At 72.4% G+C, this 14,602-nt stretch carries 12 protein-coding genes; 5 read left to right on the forward strand and 7 right to left on the reverse strand.

Features of this window, described 5'->3' with window-relative positions; translation table 11 throughout:
• Positions 1-54: 54 nt before the first annotated feature.
• From ACZ4D5_RS04650 to ACZ4D5_RS04660, 3 genes are all read right to left on the reverse strand, one after another.
• Positions 55-1,071 carry an N-acetylmuramoyl-L-alanine amidase gene (locus ACZ4D5_RS04650; protein WP_467770859.1) on the reverse strand — a complete coding sequence of 339 codons (1,017 nt, stop codon included), beginning with the start codon at positions 1,069-1,071 and terminating at the stop codon, positions 55-57.
• Positions 1,072-1,200: 129 nt separating this feature from the next.
• Positions 1,201-1,851, reverse strand: a complete 651-nt coding sequence (locus ACZ4D5_RS04655) for a class I SAM-dependent methyltransferase (RefSeq protein WP_467770860.1) — start codon at positions 1,849-1,851, stop codon at positions 1,201-1,203.
• A gap of 186 nt (positions 1,852-2,037) precedes the next feature.
• Positions 2,038-3,771 (reverse strand): MFS transporter, encoded by a 1,734-nt coding sequence (locus ACZ4D5_RS04660; RefSeq protein WP_467770861.1) that lies wholly within the window; start codon positions 3,769-3,771, stop codon positions 2,038-2,040.
• Positions 3,772-4,143: 372 nt separating this feature from the next.
• Between ACZ4D5_RS04660 and ACZ4D5_RS04665 the strand changes: the two genes are divergently transcribed.
• The 5 genes from ACZ4D5_RS04665 (at position 4,144) to ACZ4D5_RS04685 (ending at position 10,667) form a co-directional block, all read left to right on the forward strand.
• The gene (locus ACZ4D5_RS04665; RefSeq protein WP_467770862.1) at positions 4,144-6,333 is read left to right on the forward strand and encodes an acyl-CoA dehydrogenase; all 2,190 of its coding nucleotides are present in this window, start codon (positions 4,144-4,146) and stop codon (positions 6,331-6,333) included.
• Positions 6,334-6,430: 97 nt separating this feature from the next.
• On the forward strand, positions 6,431-7,618 hold the full coding sequence (locus ACZ4D5_RS04670) for a lipid-transfer protein (protein ID WP_467770863.1): 1,188 nt from the start codon (positions 6,431-6,433) through the stop codon (positions 7,616-7,618).
• Positions 7,619-7,818: 200 nt separating this feature from the next.
• The gene (locus ACZ4D5_RS04675; protein WP_467770864.1) at positions 7,819-9,264 is read left to right on the forward strand and encodes an MFS transporter; all 1,446 of its coding nucleotides are present in this window, start codon (positions 7,819-7,821) and stop codon (positions 9,262-9,264) included.
• 66 nt (positions 9,265-9,330) lie between these two features.
• On the forward strand, positions 9,331-9,867 hold the full coding sequence (locus tag ACZ4D5_RS04680; RefSeq protein WP_467770865.1) for a SigE family RNA polymerase sigma factor: 537 nt from the start codon (positions 9,331-9,333) through the stop codon (positions 9,865-9,867).
• Positions 9,867-10,667, forward strand: coding sequence for a hypothetical protein (locus tag ACZ4D5_RS04685; protein ID WP_467770866.1), 801 nt, complete (start codon positions 9,867-9,869; stop codon positions 10,665-10,667). Before ACZ4D5_RS04680 ends, ACZ4D5_RS04685 begins: the two co-directional genes overlap by 1 nt.
• Before the next feature lie 94 nt (positions 10,668-10,761).
• Here the strand turns inward: ACZ4D5_RS04685 and ACZ4D5_RS04690 are convergent, their stop codons facing one another.
• Genes ACZ4D5_RS04690 through ACZ4D5_RS04705 form a run of 4 tightly spaced genes read right to left on the reverse strand, consistent with a single transcriptional unit; the run spans position 10,762 to position 14,367 of the window.
• On the reverse strand, positions 10,762-11,367 hold the full coding sequence (locus ACZ4D5_RS04690; RefSeq protein WP_467770867.1) for a response regulator: 606 nt from the start codon (positions 11,365-11,367) through the stop codon (positions 10,762-10,764).
• On the reverse strand, positions 11,364-12,653 hold the full coding sequence (locus ACZ4D5_RS04695) for a sensor histidine kinase (protein ID WP_467770868.1): 1,290 nt from the start codon (positions 12,651-12,653) through the stop codon (positions 11,364-11,366). The genes ACZ4D5_RS04690 and ACZ4D5_RS04695 overlap by 4 nt, the downstream gene beginning before the upstream one ends.
• 56 nt (positions 12,654-12,709) lie before the next feature.
• Positions 12,710-13,426: an ABC transporter permease gene (locus tag ACZ4D5_RS04700; protein WP_467770869.1), complete on the reverse strand. Its 717-nt coding sequence runs from the start codon at positions 13,424-13,426 to the stop codon at positions 12,710-12,712.
• Positions 13,426-14,367 carry an ABC transporter ATP-binding protein gene (locus ACZ4D5_RS04705; RefSeq protein WP_467770870.1) on the reverse strand — a complete coding sequence of 314 codons (942 nt, stop codon included), beginning with the start codon at positions 14,365-14,367 and terminating at the stop codon, positions 13,426-13,428. The genes ACZ4D5_RS04700 and ACZ4D5_RS04705 overlap by 1 nt, the downstream gene beginning before the upstream one ends.
• Positions 14,368-14,602: the final 235 nt, after the last annotated feature.

Here is a 14,602-nt window from a genome sequence, read left to right on the forward strand (position 1 = left end):
GGGTGTCTGCTCGGGATAAAGACGTCCACGCTTCGGAACGAGGACGTTCACGATCTACCCCCGCAGGAAGCCGGTGATTCCCGACGAAATCCCCTGCGCGGCCTTCTGTCGCCACGCGCCGCTCTTCAGGAGCGCCGCGTCCTTCGCGTCCCGCATGTTGCCGCACTCGATGAACACCTTGGGAACGGTGGAGAGATTGAGGCCGCCGAGGTCCCCTCGTACGTCGAGTCCGGTGCCGTCGCCGATGTAGTTGGAGGGGGCGCTGCCGGTGGCGCGGACGAACTGGCCGGCGATGCGTTCGCCCAACTCCTTGGAGGGCGCGACGATTCCGGAGGTGTCCGCGGCGCCGGACCGCACCTTCGCGGGCATGATCACGTGCCAGCCGCGGTTCCCGGCGCCCGAGCCGTCGGCGTGGATGGAGACCACCGCGTCGGCACCGGCCTTGTTGCCGATCCGGGCGCGTTCGTCGACACAGGGGCCCCAGGGCCGGTCGCCGTCCTGGGTGAGCTTGACCGTGGCGCCCTGCTTCTCGAGCAGCGTGCGCAGGCGGTGGGCGACGTCCAGGGTGAACGTGGCCTCGGTGTAGCCGTCGTTGGTGGACGTGCCCGTGGTGTCGCACTCCTTGCGGTTCGTCCCGATGTCGACCTGGCGGTTGATCTCGGCCGTGTGACGGAAGTTCCCCGCGTTGTGACCGGGGTCGATCACGACGACCTTGCCCTTGAGGGGGCCGTTGGCGGCGGGCTGGTGCGTGGGCTTTTTCGTACTCGAATCGTTGCCGTCGCCGCCCGCGCTCTTGCCGTCCTTCTCCTTTTCCCGCCCCTTGTCGGGTTTGTCGCTGTCCGAGGGGGAGGAGGAGCCGGACCCGGACGGCGCGCCCGGCTCGGCGGACGCGCTCGACGACGCGGGCAGGGACCGCGCGGGCTCGCTCCCGCCGGGCCCGCTCGTCGCCTGATAGACGAGCCACCCCGCGAGACACGTCGGCACCAGCGCGGCCACGGTCACCGTCAGCGGACGGCCGAAGCGGCGCCTGGGCGGCTGGGAGGGATCGAATTCCGGACCTACGTACGACACGAGGGCGAGCCTATCCGCGAGGTCGGGTCCCCGCTCCGGTTGCGGTGGGATCCACTCCGGCCGGGGCGGGATCCGTGACGGCCGGGGCGGGACCCGTGACGGCCGGGGCGGGACCCGTGACGGCCGAGGTCAGATCCCCGCCCCCGTGCGCCGCAGCACCCGCAGTGAGTCCGTCGCCGAGACCTCGGTGAACGCGCCGGATCCCAGGGCCCTGAGGTAGACGCGGTACGGGGCCTGGCCGGTCATGATGTCGACCGGGTCGGGGAACACGTCGTGGATGACGAGCAGGCCGCCCTCGGCGACGTGCGGAGCCCACCCCTCGTAGTCCGCCGTGGCGTGCTCGTCGGTGTGGCCGCCGTCGATGAAGACGAAGCCAAGCGGGCCGCCCCACACCTTCGCCACCTGCGGCGAGCGCCCGACCACCGCGATCACGTGGTCCTCCAGGCCCGCCTTGTGCAGGGTGCGGCGGAAGGTCGGCAGCGTGTCCATCCGGCCGACCTCGGGGTCCACTGTCCCGGGGTCGTGGTACTCCCAGCCGGGCTGCTGCTCCTCGCTGCCGCGGTGGTGGTCCACGGTGATCGCGCTCACCCCGGCCTGCCGGGCCGCGTCGGCGAGCAGGATCGTGGAGCGCCCGCAGTACGTGCCGACCTCCAGGAGCGGAAGGCCGAGCGCGCCGGCCTCGGCCGCGGCCGCGTACAGGGCGAGCCCCTCGCCGCGCGGCATGAAGCCCTTGGCGGCCTCGAAGGCGGCCAGAATCTCCGGCTTAGGCTCGGCGGCCATGGGCGTCCTCCAGGTCGTACGTGTTCGTGGGGCGTAGGTGTTCGTGCGGCGTACGTGTTCGTTCGTGGGCTGTGCGTGCTCATCGGGCGTACGCAGGTATGCGGCGTGCGTACGTATGTATGGGCGCCCCATGATGCACCGCACCCCCGCCACGGGCGTGACGGGGGTGCGGTGAGCGCGGGTGCGTCAGGCCGGTACGTCGCTGGTGCCCGGCAGCGAGAGGTCCAGTTCCACCGCGCGGTCCCGGCCGGGGTGTGCCGCCGCCGAGGCCAGCGGGCCGTGGCCGGTGGCCCGTACCGCGAGGACGTACGAACCGTCGCCGGGCACGGAAAGCTCGTACCGCCCGCCGTCGTCGGTCAGGGCCGCGCCCGCCTGGCGCCCGCCGCGGTCGATCAGCGTCACCTTCGCGCGGGGGACGGGCGTCCCGTCGGCGCCGAGCACCTGGCCGTGGAAGCCCGCGAGGGCCTTGACCGCGCGCCGCAGATTGGCGTCCTCCTCGCTGCTCGCCCGCAGCTGCGTGGTGGTGGAGCGGCGCGCCGAGGGCAGCAGCAGGGCGAAGAGCAGGCCGACGGCGACCGCTCCCGTGGCGATCAGGAACGAGACGCGGAAGCCGTGCATGGTGGGCACGGCGACGCCCCCGACGTGGTCGGCGGTGTTGGCGAGGACCATGCCGATGACGGCGCTGGACACCGAGGTGCCGATCGAGCGCATCAGGGTGTTGAGGCCGTTGGCCGCGCCGGTCTCGGACGGGTCGACCGAGCCGATGATGAGCGCGGGCAGCGAGGAGTAGGCGAGGCCGATGCCCGCGCCGAGGACCACGGAGATGACGATCGTCTGCCAGGCGGCGCTCATCAGGCCGAGGCCGGCGCCGTAGCCGATCGCGATGATCAGCATGCCGAGGATGAGGGTCACCTTCGGGCCGTACTTCGCCGACAGGCGGGCGTACACGGGAGCGGTGAACATCATCGTCAGGCCGAGCGGCATCACGCACAGGCCCGCGACGACCATCGACTGGCCGAGGCCGTAGCCGGTCGCGGACGGCAGCTGGAGCAGCTGCGGCAGGACGAGCGAGACGGCGTAGAAGGCGACGCCGACCATGATCGAGGCGAGGTTGGTGAAGAGCACCGAGCGGCGGGCCGTGGTGCGCAGGTCCACCAGCGGCGCCTTGACACGCAGCTCCATCACGCCCCACAGGACGAGGACGACGGCCGCGGCGCCGAAGAGGCCGAGCGTGGTGCCCGAGCCCCAGCCCCAGTCGCTGCCCTTGGTGATGGGCAGGAGGAAGAGGACGAGGCCCGCGGAGAGGCCGAGCGCGCCGGGCGCGTCGAAGGTGCCCTCGGCGCGGACCGGGCTCTCGGGCACGAAGGCCAGGGTCAGCAGCATCGCGACGACGCCGAGGCCCGCGGCGCCGAAGAACAGCGCGTGCCAGTCGGCGTGCTGCGCGGTCAGCGCGGCGAGCGGCATCGCGAGGCCGCCGCCGACGCCTATGGAGGAGCTCATCAGGGCCATCGCCGAGCCGAGCTTCTCGCGGGGCAGCATGTCGCGCATCAGGCCGATGCCGAGGGGGATGGCGCCCATGGCGAAGCCCTGCAGCGCGCGGCCCGCGATCATCACGAGCAGGTTGTCGGTGAAGCCGCAGACCAGCGAGCCGACGACCATCACGGCAAGGCTCGTGAGCAGCATCTTCCGCTTGCCGAAGAGGTCGCCGAGGCGGCCCATGATCGGCGTGGAGACGGCGCCCGCGAGGAGGGTCGAGGTCATGACCCAGGTGGCGTTCGACGGCGCGGTGCTCAGCAGCTCGGGCAGGTCCTTGATGACCGGCACGAGCAGGGTCTGCATCACCGCGACGACGATGCCGGAGAAGGCGAGTACGGGGACGACTCCGCGGATGCCGCGTGGGTGGGTCGTCGTCATCGACATTGCGTGGGGCCTCCGGAGGCGGAAGGTCGAGCTCGGCAGGAGCGCGGGTGGTGGGCGGCGAGGTGGTGGCCGACGGGGTACGTGTAGCTCGAACCTGTTTCCCGGGGCGACTATTCCGACGGATGTCGTACGAGGGGAAGTCTTGACCCGCTGTTAACCGATTCATCGACCGGGGCGGGGCTGCCCCCGGAGGCGCGCGTCGGGAAGGCGGAGGCGCGCGTCGAGAAGGCGGGGGCGCGCGTCGAGAAGGCGGAGGGGCGTATCAAGACTGCGGAGGTGCGCATCAAGACGACCCGCATCTGACCTTCCGTCAGATTGGAACGTGTTCTACTCTGACGCCCGTCCCGGCAGCTGCTACCGGTGAGGATGCGCATGGGGATCGGAATCACGCGGGAACAGCGGGAGTTGGCGTCGGCGGTGCGCGGCTGGATCGCGCGGGCCGTGCCGCCCGAGGAGATACGCAAGCTGCTCGACGCCCCGTCGGGCGGCGGCAGGCCCGCCCACTGGGACGGCCTCGCCGAACAGGGGCTGCTCGGCGCCCACCTGCCCGAGGAGTGCGGCGGCGGGGGCGGCGACCTCGTCGACCTCGCGGTCGTCCTGGAGGAGGCGGCGCGTGCCGCGCTCCCCGGCCCGCTCGCGGCGAGCTCCCTCGCCTCGGTGGTCCTGCGCCGCGCGGGCGCCCACGCGCTCGCCGCCGAGCTGGCGGGCGGCACCCGCGTCGGCGCCGTCGCCCTCGACGCGGGCACGCTCACCGCCGTCTGCGTCCCGGACGGATACGTCCTCGAAGGCACCGCCCCGCCCGTCCTGTCCGGCGGCGAGGCGGACCTGCTCGTCCTGGCCGCCGCGTCGGCCTCGGGCCCGGTGTGGCTGGCCGTCGACGCCGCCACGGCCGGGCTGACCGTACGGATCCACGAGAGCGCCGACCCGACGAGGCCCACCGCCGAGGTGAACCTGCGCTCCGCCTACGTCCCCGCGGACCGGGCGCTCGCCGTGGATGCCGCGGCCGTCCGCGACCTGGCCGCCGTCGTCCTCGCCGCCGACGCGTGCGGCACCGCGGCGTGGGCGCTGCACACCGCCACCGAACACGCCAAGGTGCGCGAGCAGTTCGGGCGGCCCATCGGACAGTTCCAGGGCATCAAGCACCTCTGCGCCGACATGCTGATCCGCGTCGAGCAGGCCACGGCCCTGACGTGGGACGCGGCCCGTGCCGCGGACGAACCCGGCCTGCCGGACGACGTGCGGGGCCTGGTCGCCGCGCTCGCCGCGGCCACCGCCCTGGACGCCGCCCACTCCTGCGCCAAGGACTGCGTGCAGATCCTCGGCGGCATCGGCTTCACCTGGGAGCACGACGCCCATCTCCATCTGCGCAGGGCGGTCGTGGCCCGGCAGCTGCTCGGCGCCGGCGACACGCACCGGCAGCGCGCCGTACGCCTCGCGGAGTCCGGCGCACGGCGCGAACTGCGCCTGGAACTGCCGGAGGAGGCGGAGGCGTACCGCGTGGCGGCCCGCGAGGTGATCGGGCGGGCCCGCGGCCTCGACCCGGCCGCGGCACGCAAGGCCCTCGCCCCCACCGGATACGCGGCCCCGCACCTGCCCGCCCCCTACGGGCTGGGCGCGGGCCCCGTCCAACAGCTCGTGATCCAGGAGGAGTTGAAGGCGGCCGGGGTCAAGCCGGCCGAGCTGGGCATCGCCACCTGGGTGATCCCCTCCCTCCTCGCGCACGGCACGCGGGAACAGCAGGAGCGCTACGTCGCGCCCACCCTGCGCGGGGAGTTGCTCTGGTGCCAGCTCTTCAGCGAGCCGGGCGCGGGCTCCGACCTCGCCTCGCTGCGCACGAAGGCCGAGCGCGTCGACGAAGGGTGGCGCGTCAACGGCCAGAAGGTGTGGACGAGCGCGGCCCAGTGGGCGGACCACGGCATCCTGCTCGCCCGGACGAACCCGGCGGCCCCCAAGCACAAAGGGCTGACGTACTTCGTCGTCGACATGAAGGCCGCGACGTCCGAAGAGGGCGCCGGCATCGACATCCGCCCCCTCAAGGAGATCACCGGGGACTCCCTCTTCAACGAGGTGTACTTCGACGACGTACTCCTGCCCGAGGACGCGGTCGTCGGACGGGTCGACGACGGATGGCGGGTGGCCCGCGACACGCTCGGCAGCGAACGCGTCCACATGGCCGACCAGTTGACCTTCGACACCGGCCTCGAAGCGCTCATCGCGCGCGTCGGCGACCTCGACGGGGCCTACCGCGCCCGCATCGGGGCGCTCGCCGCCGAGGCGCACGCCCTGGCCTGCATCGGGCTGCGCACCACCACCCGGCAGGTGGCGGGCGCGGAGCCGGGCGCGGGCGCCTCCGTACGCAAACTCGTGCAGACCCCGCACCAGCAGAAGGTCGCCGAACTGGCCCTGGAACTCCTCGGCGCGGCGGGCGCCGTGCGCGAGGGCGCGGGGGAGCGGGCCCTGCACGGCTTCCTGATGTCGCGCTGCCTGACCATCGCGGGCGGCACCACCCAGGTCCAGCTCAACGTCGTCGCCGAGCGGATCCTCGGCCTGCCCCGTGACTGAACCTCGGTCAGTGCCTCGGCCAGTGCCCCGGCCAGTGCCCCGGCCAGTGCCTCAGTCAGTGCCTCAGCCAGTGCCTCAGCCAGTGAAAGGGACCCTCATGAAGGCGTACGTCGTCGGCGTCGGGATGACCAAGTTCGAGAAGCCCGAGACGCGTGACTGGCAGTACTGGGACATGGCGAAGGAGGCGGGCACCAAGGCACTTCAGGACGCCGGGATCACGTACGACCAGGTCGAGCAGGTCCCCGTCGGCTACTGCTTCCAGGCCTCGACGGCCGGTCAGCGCGCCGTCTACGAACTCGGTCTGACCGGCGTCCCCGTCTACAACGTCAACAACAACTGCGCGACGGCGTCGACCGCGCTGATGATGGCGCGGCAGTTCGTCGAGGGCGGCGTCAGCGACTGTGTGCTCGCGCTCGGCTTCGAGAAGATGGCGCGGGGTTCGCTGGGCGGCGGCGGCGACGGGGGCGACTTCAAGACGTCCCCCGTGGCACGCCACTACGGAATCATGGCCGCCCGCCACGGCTTCGAGATGACCCCGCCCACCGCGCAGATCTTCGGCAACGCCGCGCGCGAGCACATGGAGAGGTACGGCACGACCGAGGCGCAGCTCGCCGCGGTGGGCGCCAAGAACCACCGGCACTCGGTGAACAACCCGTACGCCCAGTTCCAGGACGCGTACACCGTCGACGAGATCCTCGCCGCCAAGACGATCCACCGCCCCCTCACCAAGCTCCAGTGCTCCCCGACGTCGGACGGCTCGGCGGCGGCGGTCGTCGTCTCCGAACGGTTCGTGGAGCGTCACGGCCTCCAGGACCGCGCCGTGGAGATCGCCGCCCAGGCCATGACGACCGACACCGGCGAGTCCTTCGACTCCGGGTCCTGCGTCGACGCCGTGGGACAGCCGATGTCGCGGGAGGCCGCGCGCCAGGTGTACGAGAGGTCGGGGCTCGGCATCGAGGACGTGGACGTCGTCGAGCTGCACGACTGCTTCTCCGTCAACGAACTCCTCACGTACGAGGCGCTCGGCATGTGCGCGGCGGGCGAGTCGGGCAAGCTCGTCGAGAGCGGCGCGACGACGTACGGCGGGCAGTGGGTGGTGAACCCCTCCGGCGGGCTCATCTCCAAGGGCCACCCGCTCGGAGCGACCGGCATCGCCCAGGTCGCCGAACTGACCTGGCAGCTGCGCGGCGAGGCGGCGGCACGGCAGGTCGAGGGCGCGCGGGTGGGCCTCGCGCACAACATCGGCCTGGGCGGGGCGGCGGTGGTGACGATGCTGCGGAGGTAGGCGGAGGTAGGCGGAGGTAGGCGGAGGTGGGCGGAGGTGGGCGGAGTCACATGGAGATAGGGGGCGGGCGCGAAGAGTGGGGGAGAGGGGGGCGAAGGGAGGTGGTGGGTGTCGTCTGGGAGACCTAGGCCTCGCGCCCGAGGACCGCTGCAGCGAATTCCCGATGCAGGGCACATCCGGGCCTTGAGAGGATGGCTGTCATGGTCCAGACGCCCTCCACCACTTACACGGCCGCCACCGGCACCTCCCCCTCCCACCCCGCCAAGAAGTCCGCCCCGGTGTGGGCGGTCCTTCTCGCGGCCTGCGCGGGCCAGTTCCTCGTCGTCCTCGACGTCTCCGTGGTGAACACCGCGCTGCCGTCGATGCGGGCCGACCTCGGCATGAGCGCCATCGGCCTGCAGTGGGTCGTCAACGCCTACTCCATAGCCTTCGCGGGCTTCATGCTGCTCGGCGGGCGGGCCGGGGACCTCTTCGGGCGCAAGCGGATGTTCCTCCTCGGGCTCGGCCTCTTCACCCTCGCCTCGCTCGGCGGCGGCCTCGCCCAGGCCGAGTGGCAGCTCCTCGCGGCGCGGGCCGTGCAGGGGCTCGGCGCCGCGGTCCTCGCGCCGTCGACCCTGACGATCCTCACCTCGGCGGTCCCTGAGGGCGCGGCCAGGGTGCGGGCGATAGGCGTCTGGTCGGCGGTCGGCGCGGGCGGCGGGGCGGCCGGCGGCCTGGTCGGCGGGGTCCTCACCGACCTGCTCTCCTGGCGCTGGGTGCTCCTGATCAACGTGCCGATCGGCGCCCTCGTGATCGTCGCGGGCATGGCCTGGCTCACCGAGAGCAGGGCCGGGCAGGCGCGCCGCCTGGACGTGCCGGGCGCGGTGCTCGTCACGGCCGGGCTCGCCACCCTCGCGTACGGCATCGTGCAGACCGAGGAGAAGGGCTGGACGGCGGCCGCGACCCTGGTGCCGCTGGCGGCGGGACTCGCGCTGCTCGCGGCCTTCCTCGTGGTGGAGGCGCGCACGAAGGTGCCGCTGATGCCGCTGAAGCTGTTCAAGGTGCGGACGGTGTCGGCCGCGAACGCCGCGATGTTCGTGTGCGGCGGCGGCATGTTCGCCATGTGGATGTTCATGACGCTGTACGCCCAGAACGTCCTCGGCTACTCCCCGCTGAAGGCCGGCCTCGCCCTGATGCCGTCCTCGCTCACCATCGTCGCCGGCTCGATGATCGCGCCGCGCCTGATGCCGGTGCTCGGCGCGAAGAACGTCTCCGTGCTCGGCATCGTGGTGGCCGCCGCGGGCTTCGGCTGGCAGTCGACGATGACGGTCGACGGCGCGTACGTCACCTCGATCATGCTGCCCGGCATCGTGATGATGTTCGGCGCGGGCCTCGCCACGACGCCCCTCGCCTCGCTGGCCACGTCGGGTGCGCAGTCGGGCGACGCGGGGCTCGTCTCGGGCCTGGTCAACACCTCCCGCACGATGGGCGGCGCGCTCGGCCTCGCGGTGCTGTCCACGGTGGCGGCCGCGCAGATGGACGGCTCGACGTCGCGGCAGGCGCTGACCGACGGATACGCGATGGCGTTCCGCACGAGCGGGTTCATTCTGCTGGCGGGTGTGGTGGTGCTGCTGCTGTGGATGCCGAGGCAGCGGACGACTTCGTAGGCGGCTTCTCACGGGTGAGGCAACGGTTCGTGGCCCTCATGGACTCCAATGTGCAAGGAGGCATTCATGGGGGAGCGAAAGCAGGCTCTGGACAGTGAGTTCCAGGGGTTCGTCACCAGCCGCTGGTCGCGGCTGATGCGCACGGCGTTTCTTCTCACGGGGGAGCAGCACGCGGCGGAGGACCTGGTGCAGTCGTCCCTGGAGCGGACGTACGTGTCCTGGCGCAAGGTCAGCGCCGCGGGTGACCCGGACGCCTATGTGCGCCGGATCATGATCAACACCCATGCGCGCAGACACCGGCGGAAACTCAAGGAGTTCCTGTCGCTGCAGGACTCGAACCCGGTGCTCGACAGACCCGAGCACGGCGACCGCATGGCCCAGGCGGACGACCGGGCGGCCCTGCTGCGCGCCCTGGCCCAACTGCCCGTGCGCCAGCGCGAAGCGGTCGTCCTGCGGTACTGGGAGGACCTGAGCGAGACCCGGACCGCCGAGGCCATGGGCTGCTCGGTCGGGGCCGTGAAGAGCAACGCCGCCAAGGGGATCGCCAAGCTGCGCGCCATACCCGCACTGACCGAGAAGGTCGCAAGCCGAGGAGAGAAGTGATGACCAGCCACCAGGACCCGGCGCGGCACGAGACCGCGGCGCACAGTGACATCGCCCACCGCCTCGCGGACGCGGCGGACGAGGTCGAGATCGGCACGGCCCCGTACCAGGCGGTGATGCGCGCGGGGCGCCGCAGGAAGGCGCGCCGCTGGGTGGTCGGAGCCCTGGCGGCCGTCGCGCTCGCCGGCTCCACGGGCTCCCTGGCGCTCGCCGTGGTGGACGGCAGCGACCAGGCGCGGGTGGCCTCGGACGGCACGGCCGAGGAGCGGCATGTGTACGCACCGCGCCTCACCCCGCTCACCGAGGTCCTGGACGACGCGGGGGCCCAGGCGGCCCGGGTCGAGCTGCAGACGTGGGGCGCTCCGCGTGACGAGGCGGAGGCGCGCGGTCAGAAGAAGGCCATGCTCAGGGCGGGCGTGTGGGACGAGCGGACGGCCGACCCCGTCCCGGACTTCGACCGGCCCTGGTTCGCGGTCGTCGTCAGGGCCGACGGCAAGGACGAGGTGACATCCTTCGGCCTCCAGGACGAGCGGCCGGGCGGCGACGACGGCCTGAGCTTCGCCTCGGTGGAGACCGAGGTGAAGGGCAGGAAGCTCACGATCGGCCACGTCGGCCCGAAGACCAAGCGCTTGGAGTACGTGTACGAGGACGGCACCTCGGAGCCGGACCTGCACAGGGCGGCGGGCTCCGCGTACCTGTGGTTCACGCGGGAGGAGGGGGAGCCGGGCCCCGAGGGCAAGCCGGAGTCGATCCGTCTCTACGACGGAGAGGGAGTGGTGACGGTGGTGCAGGACGACTGAACCCGAGGGACGAGCCCGGCCGAACGCCCGGCCCGTCCGGCGATCGAGGGCGGACGCGGCGGGGCCGGTGACCGACGGCAAACACACCGCGGGGTCACAGCCACCCCCGCTGCCTCGCCTCCCGCACCGCCTCCATCCGATTCCGCGTCCCCGTCTTCCCGATCGCCGCCGACAAGTAGTTCCGCACGGTCGACTCCGACAGATGCAGCTTGGCCGCGATGTCGGCGACCGTGGCACCGTCCACCGAGGCCTTGAGGACATCCGCCTCACGGCCGGTCAGCGGGCTGGGGCCCGCGCTCAGCGCGGCCGCGGCGAGCGCCGGGTCGATGACGGTCTCGCCCCGCAGCGCCTGCCGGATCGCCTCGGCCAGGTCCTCGACGGGGCCGTCCTTGACCAGGAACCCGACCGCGCCCGCCTCCATGGCGCGGCGCAGATAGCCGGGCCTGCCGAAGGTCGTGAGGATGAGGACCCGGCAGTCGGGGCACTCCTCGCGCAGGTCGGCCGCGGCGTCCAGGCCGCTGCGGCCGGGCAGTTCGATGTCGAGCAGGGCCACGTCGGGCCGCGAGGTCAGCGCCGCGTCGACGATCTGGTCGCCCGCACCGACCTGCGCGACGACCTCGATGTCCTCCTCCATACCGAGCAGCAGGGCCAGCGCGCCCCGCATCATGCCCTGGTCCTCGGCGAGCAGGACTCTGATCATCGGGTGTGCTCCTCCTGGACGCCCGCCGGGGCGGGGCCGGTCTCGGGTGCCGGGTCGGGTTCGGTGTTCGGCAGCACGGCGGTGACCTGGAAGCCGGAGCGGGGCCCCGGACCCGAGGTGAGGGAGCCGCCCGCCGCCGCGAGGCGTTCGGCCAGGCCCTTCAGCCCGCTGCCGGGCGTTCCCGAGCCTACGCCGCGGCCGTCGTCCGTGATCACCAGACGGGTCTGTTCGGTGGTGCCGGTGACCTGGATCTCGCACTGGGAGGCGCCGGAGTGGCGCACGACGTTGGTGGCGGACTCGCGGACCACCCAGCCGAGCAGCGCCGCGGTCTGCGGGGCGAGCGGCGGCCCCGACTGGCGGACCACCGTGTCGATCCCGGCGGCCTGGAGCAGGTCGCGGGCGCGGTCGAGTTCGGTGGCGAGGCTGCCCTCGCGGTAGCCGGTGACGGCCTCGCGGATCTCGGTGAGCGCCTGCCGGCCGACGGACTCGATGTCGGCGACCTGGCCGAGCGCCGCGTCGAGGTCGCGGGGGGCCAGGCGGCGGGTGGCCTCCGCCTTGACCACGATCACGGAGAGGGTGTGGCCGAGCAGGTCGTGCAGGTCGCGGGAGAAGCGGAGGCGTTCCTTCTCCACGGCGCTGCGGGCCAGCTCCTCGCGGGTGTCGCGCAGTTCGCGGACGGCCTCGGACAGGGAGAGGATCGCGGCCGTCACCATGGTGGAAAGGAAGGTTCCGTATGCGACGTTCACCCCGCTCCAGCCGTCCCTGAAGGCGCCGATGACGCCCGCGAGCACGCTCAGGGCCAGACCGATGGGCCCGAGGCTGCGGCCGCGCACGATCGCCCCGACGGCGAGGCCGAGGAGGGGGAAGAAGAGGAGCCAGTTGCCGCCGTAGGCGGCGGCCAGGCCGGTGGTCAGCAGGCCGAGGGCGATCAGGGCGATCAGGGTCGAGCGCGCCTCCCGCTTGCACTTGTCGAAGGCGCGGAACGCCAGGAAGACGTAGAGGGAGTTGAAGGCGAAGATCCCGAGGCCGCCGATCCAGGGATTGGGGGTGTCACCCTGGAGGAGGTGGGAGAAGGCGCCCAGGCCCATCAGGAGCCAGGGCAGGAGCGAGAAACCGGTGGGCGGGGGGCCGAACTGCTCGATGTTCCTGCCGGTCCTGCGGCCTTCCCGCCAGTCGGCCTTGACCAGCTTGTGCTCGGCCTTCCACTCGTCGCGGGCGCCCTTCCACTGCGCGCGGGCGTCCTGCCACTCGTGCATCCGGCAGCTGAACCTGCTCATCCTGGGCATGTCGGCGTTCCCCGTCCTCCGTGTCGCGTGGCCGCGCGACGTCGGCGTGCTCTGCGTCATGCGGTCCGCGCGGCCCGCCGGTACGAGTACACAGCGTACGAACCGAAGGCGAGCAGCCAGCAGAGCAGGACCGCGACCGTGACCAGGCCCGGCGCGCCGTTCTCGGTCACCGCGGTCCCGAGGTCCGCGAAGCGGTGGGTCGGTGTGTAGTCCGCGATCGTGCGCAGCCAGCCGGGGAACTGCGTGATCGGGAACCACAGGCCGCCGAGCACGGCGAGCCCGATGTAGCAGGCGACGTTCACGACACCGGTGGACTGCGCGGTCAGGCGGTAGCCGTTGCCGAGGCCGAGGAGGGTGAAGGGCAGCGAGCCGAGCCACAGGAGCAGCGTGGCCGTCGCCCACTGCCAGGCGTCCATGCGGATGCCGTTGACCAGGGCGCCCGCGGCGAACACCGCGACGACCGAGGGGAGCACCGTCACCGAGCCGTTCAGGGCCCGGCCGAGGACGACCTGGCGCGGTGTCATGGGCGTGACCCTGAGCTGGCGCAGCCAGCCGATGGACTTGTCCTCGGCGACGCCGGTGCCGGTGTTCATGGCCGCGCCGAGCGCGCCGTAGGCGGCCATGCCGATCATCGACTGGGTCTTCCAGGCGCCCTGGTTCTCCCCGAGGTTGGTGAACAGCAGGTACATCAGGACCGGCACGGCGACCGCCGAGATCACATAGCCGGGGTCGCGCAGCGTCCTGCGGATCTCGAGTCGGAGGTAGGCGAGCATCAGAGCGTCTCCAGAGCGGTCGGGGCGGTGGTGGGGGAGTCGGCGGGGGCCGAGGTGAGGGCGAGGAAGGCGTCGTCCAGGGAGGCGGGCGCGACCTCCAGACCGCGGACCGCGCCGCGCGAGGCGAGCGCGAGGACGGTCGCGTCGGAGTCGTCGGTGCGCAGCCGGGCCCGGTCGCCGTGCACCTCCAGGGAGAGCACGCCGGGCAGCTCGGTGAGTCCTTCCGTGCCGTCGCCCGCCAGGTCGAAGGAGACGAGGCTGCCGCCCGCGGCCCTGCGCAGCTGGTCGCCGGTGCCGTCGGCGACGATCCGGCCGCGGTCGATGACGACGATCCGGTCGGCGTGCGCGTCGGCCTCCTCCAGGTAGTGCGTGGAGAACAGGACGGTGTGGCCGCGCCGTGCGTAGGAGCGCATCGAGGCCCAGAAGGCGTGCCGGGCCTCGACGTCGAGGGCGGCGGTCGGCTCGTCGAGCACGAGGAGCGCGGGGTCCCCGGCCAGCGCCACGGCGAACCGCACGCGCTGCGTCTGGCCGCCGGAGAGCTTGTCCGCGCGCCGGTCGGCGAGTTCGGCGATGCCCGCGAGCTCCAGTGCCCGCTCGACGGGCATCGGCTCCGGATACGTATGCGCCACGAAGGAGATCAGTTCGCGCACGGTGACGCGCGGCACGAGCCGGCCCTCCTGGAGCATCGCGCCGACCCGTCCCCCGCCCACGGCCTCCCGAGGCGTGCCGCCGAAGAGCCGCACCGCGCCCTCGTCCGGCTCGTTCAGGCCGAGCAGCAGGGAGAGCGTGGTGGACTTGCCCGCGCCGTTGCGGCCGAGCAGCGCGACGGTCTCGCCGCGCGGGATCTCCAGGTCGACGCCGTCCACGGCACGGACCCGGCCGAAGGTCTTCACGGCTCCGCTGAAGGAGACCGCCGGTCCGCGATCTGATGTCTTCGTCATGGCTACGACGCTATGAACCAGGGGGCGGGCGGCGGCAGATGCGCCTGTACGGACTCGGCCGGTACAAATGTCACGGGTCTGGATCTGACGTGACGTCAGGAGTCTTCACAACCTTCGTGGCCTCGGCTATACATGGGACCGCCGGACTGGAACGCGTTCTAGAACGGCCCTGTTGCGACCTCGGTGCGGCCGACGGTGCGGACGGCCGCACCGAGGTCTTCACTCCGGCCCAAGG

Source organism: Streptomyces sp. NPDC025651 (assembly GCF_055558735.1).

Excerpts from the sequence above, each read along its gene's own strand:
- ACZ4D5_RS04655 (WP_467770860.1), bottom strand. The coding sequence starts at position 1,851 with ATGGCCGCCGAGCCTAAGCCGGAGATTCTGGCCGCCTTCGAGGCCGCC.
- ACZ4D5_RS04660 (WP_467770861.1), bottom strand. The coding sequence starts at position 3,771 with ATGTCGATGACGACGACCCACCCACGCGGCATCCGCGGAGTCGTCCCC.
- ACZ4D5_RS04665 (WP_467770862.1), top strand. The coding sequence starts at position 4,144 with ATGGGGATCGGAATCACGCGGGAACAGCGGGAGTTGGCGTCGGCGGTG.
- ACZ4D5_RS04670 (WP_467770863.1), top strand. The coding sequence starts at position 6,431 with ATGAAGGCGTACGTCGTCGGCGTCGGGATGACCAAGTTCGAGAAGCCC.
- ACZ4D5_RS04675 (WP_467770864.1), top strand. The coding sequence starts at position 7,819 with ATGGTCCAGACGCCCTCCACCACTTACACGGCCGCCACCGGCACCTCC.
- ACZ4D5_RS04680 (WP_467770865.1), top strand. The coding sequence starts at position 9,331 with ATGGGGGAGCGAAAGCAGGCTCTGGACAGTGAGTTCCAGGGGTTCGTC.
- ACZ4D5_RS04685 (WP_467770866.1), top strand. The coding sequence starts at position 9,867 with ATGACCAGCCACCAGGACCCGGCGCGGCACGAGACCGCGGCGCACAGT.
- ACZ4D5_RS04690 (WP_467770867.1), bottom strand. The coding sequence starts at position 11,367 with ATGATCAGAGTCCTGCTCGCCGAGGACCAGGGCATGATGCGGGGCGCG.
- ACZ4D5_RS04695 (WP_467770868.1), bottom strand. The coding sequence starts at position 12,653 with ATGCCCAGGATGAGCAGGTTCAGCTGCCGGATGCACGAGTGGCAGGAC.
- ACZ4D5_RS04700 (WP_467770869.1), bottom strand. The coding sequence starts at position 13,426 with ATGCTCGCCTACCTCCGACTCGAGATCCGCAGGACGCTGCGCGACCCC.
- ACZ4D5_RS04705 (WP_467770870.1), bottom strand. The coding sequence starts at position 14,367 with ATGACGAAGACATCAGATCGCGGACCGGCGGTCTCCTTCAGCGGAGCC.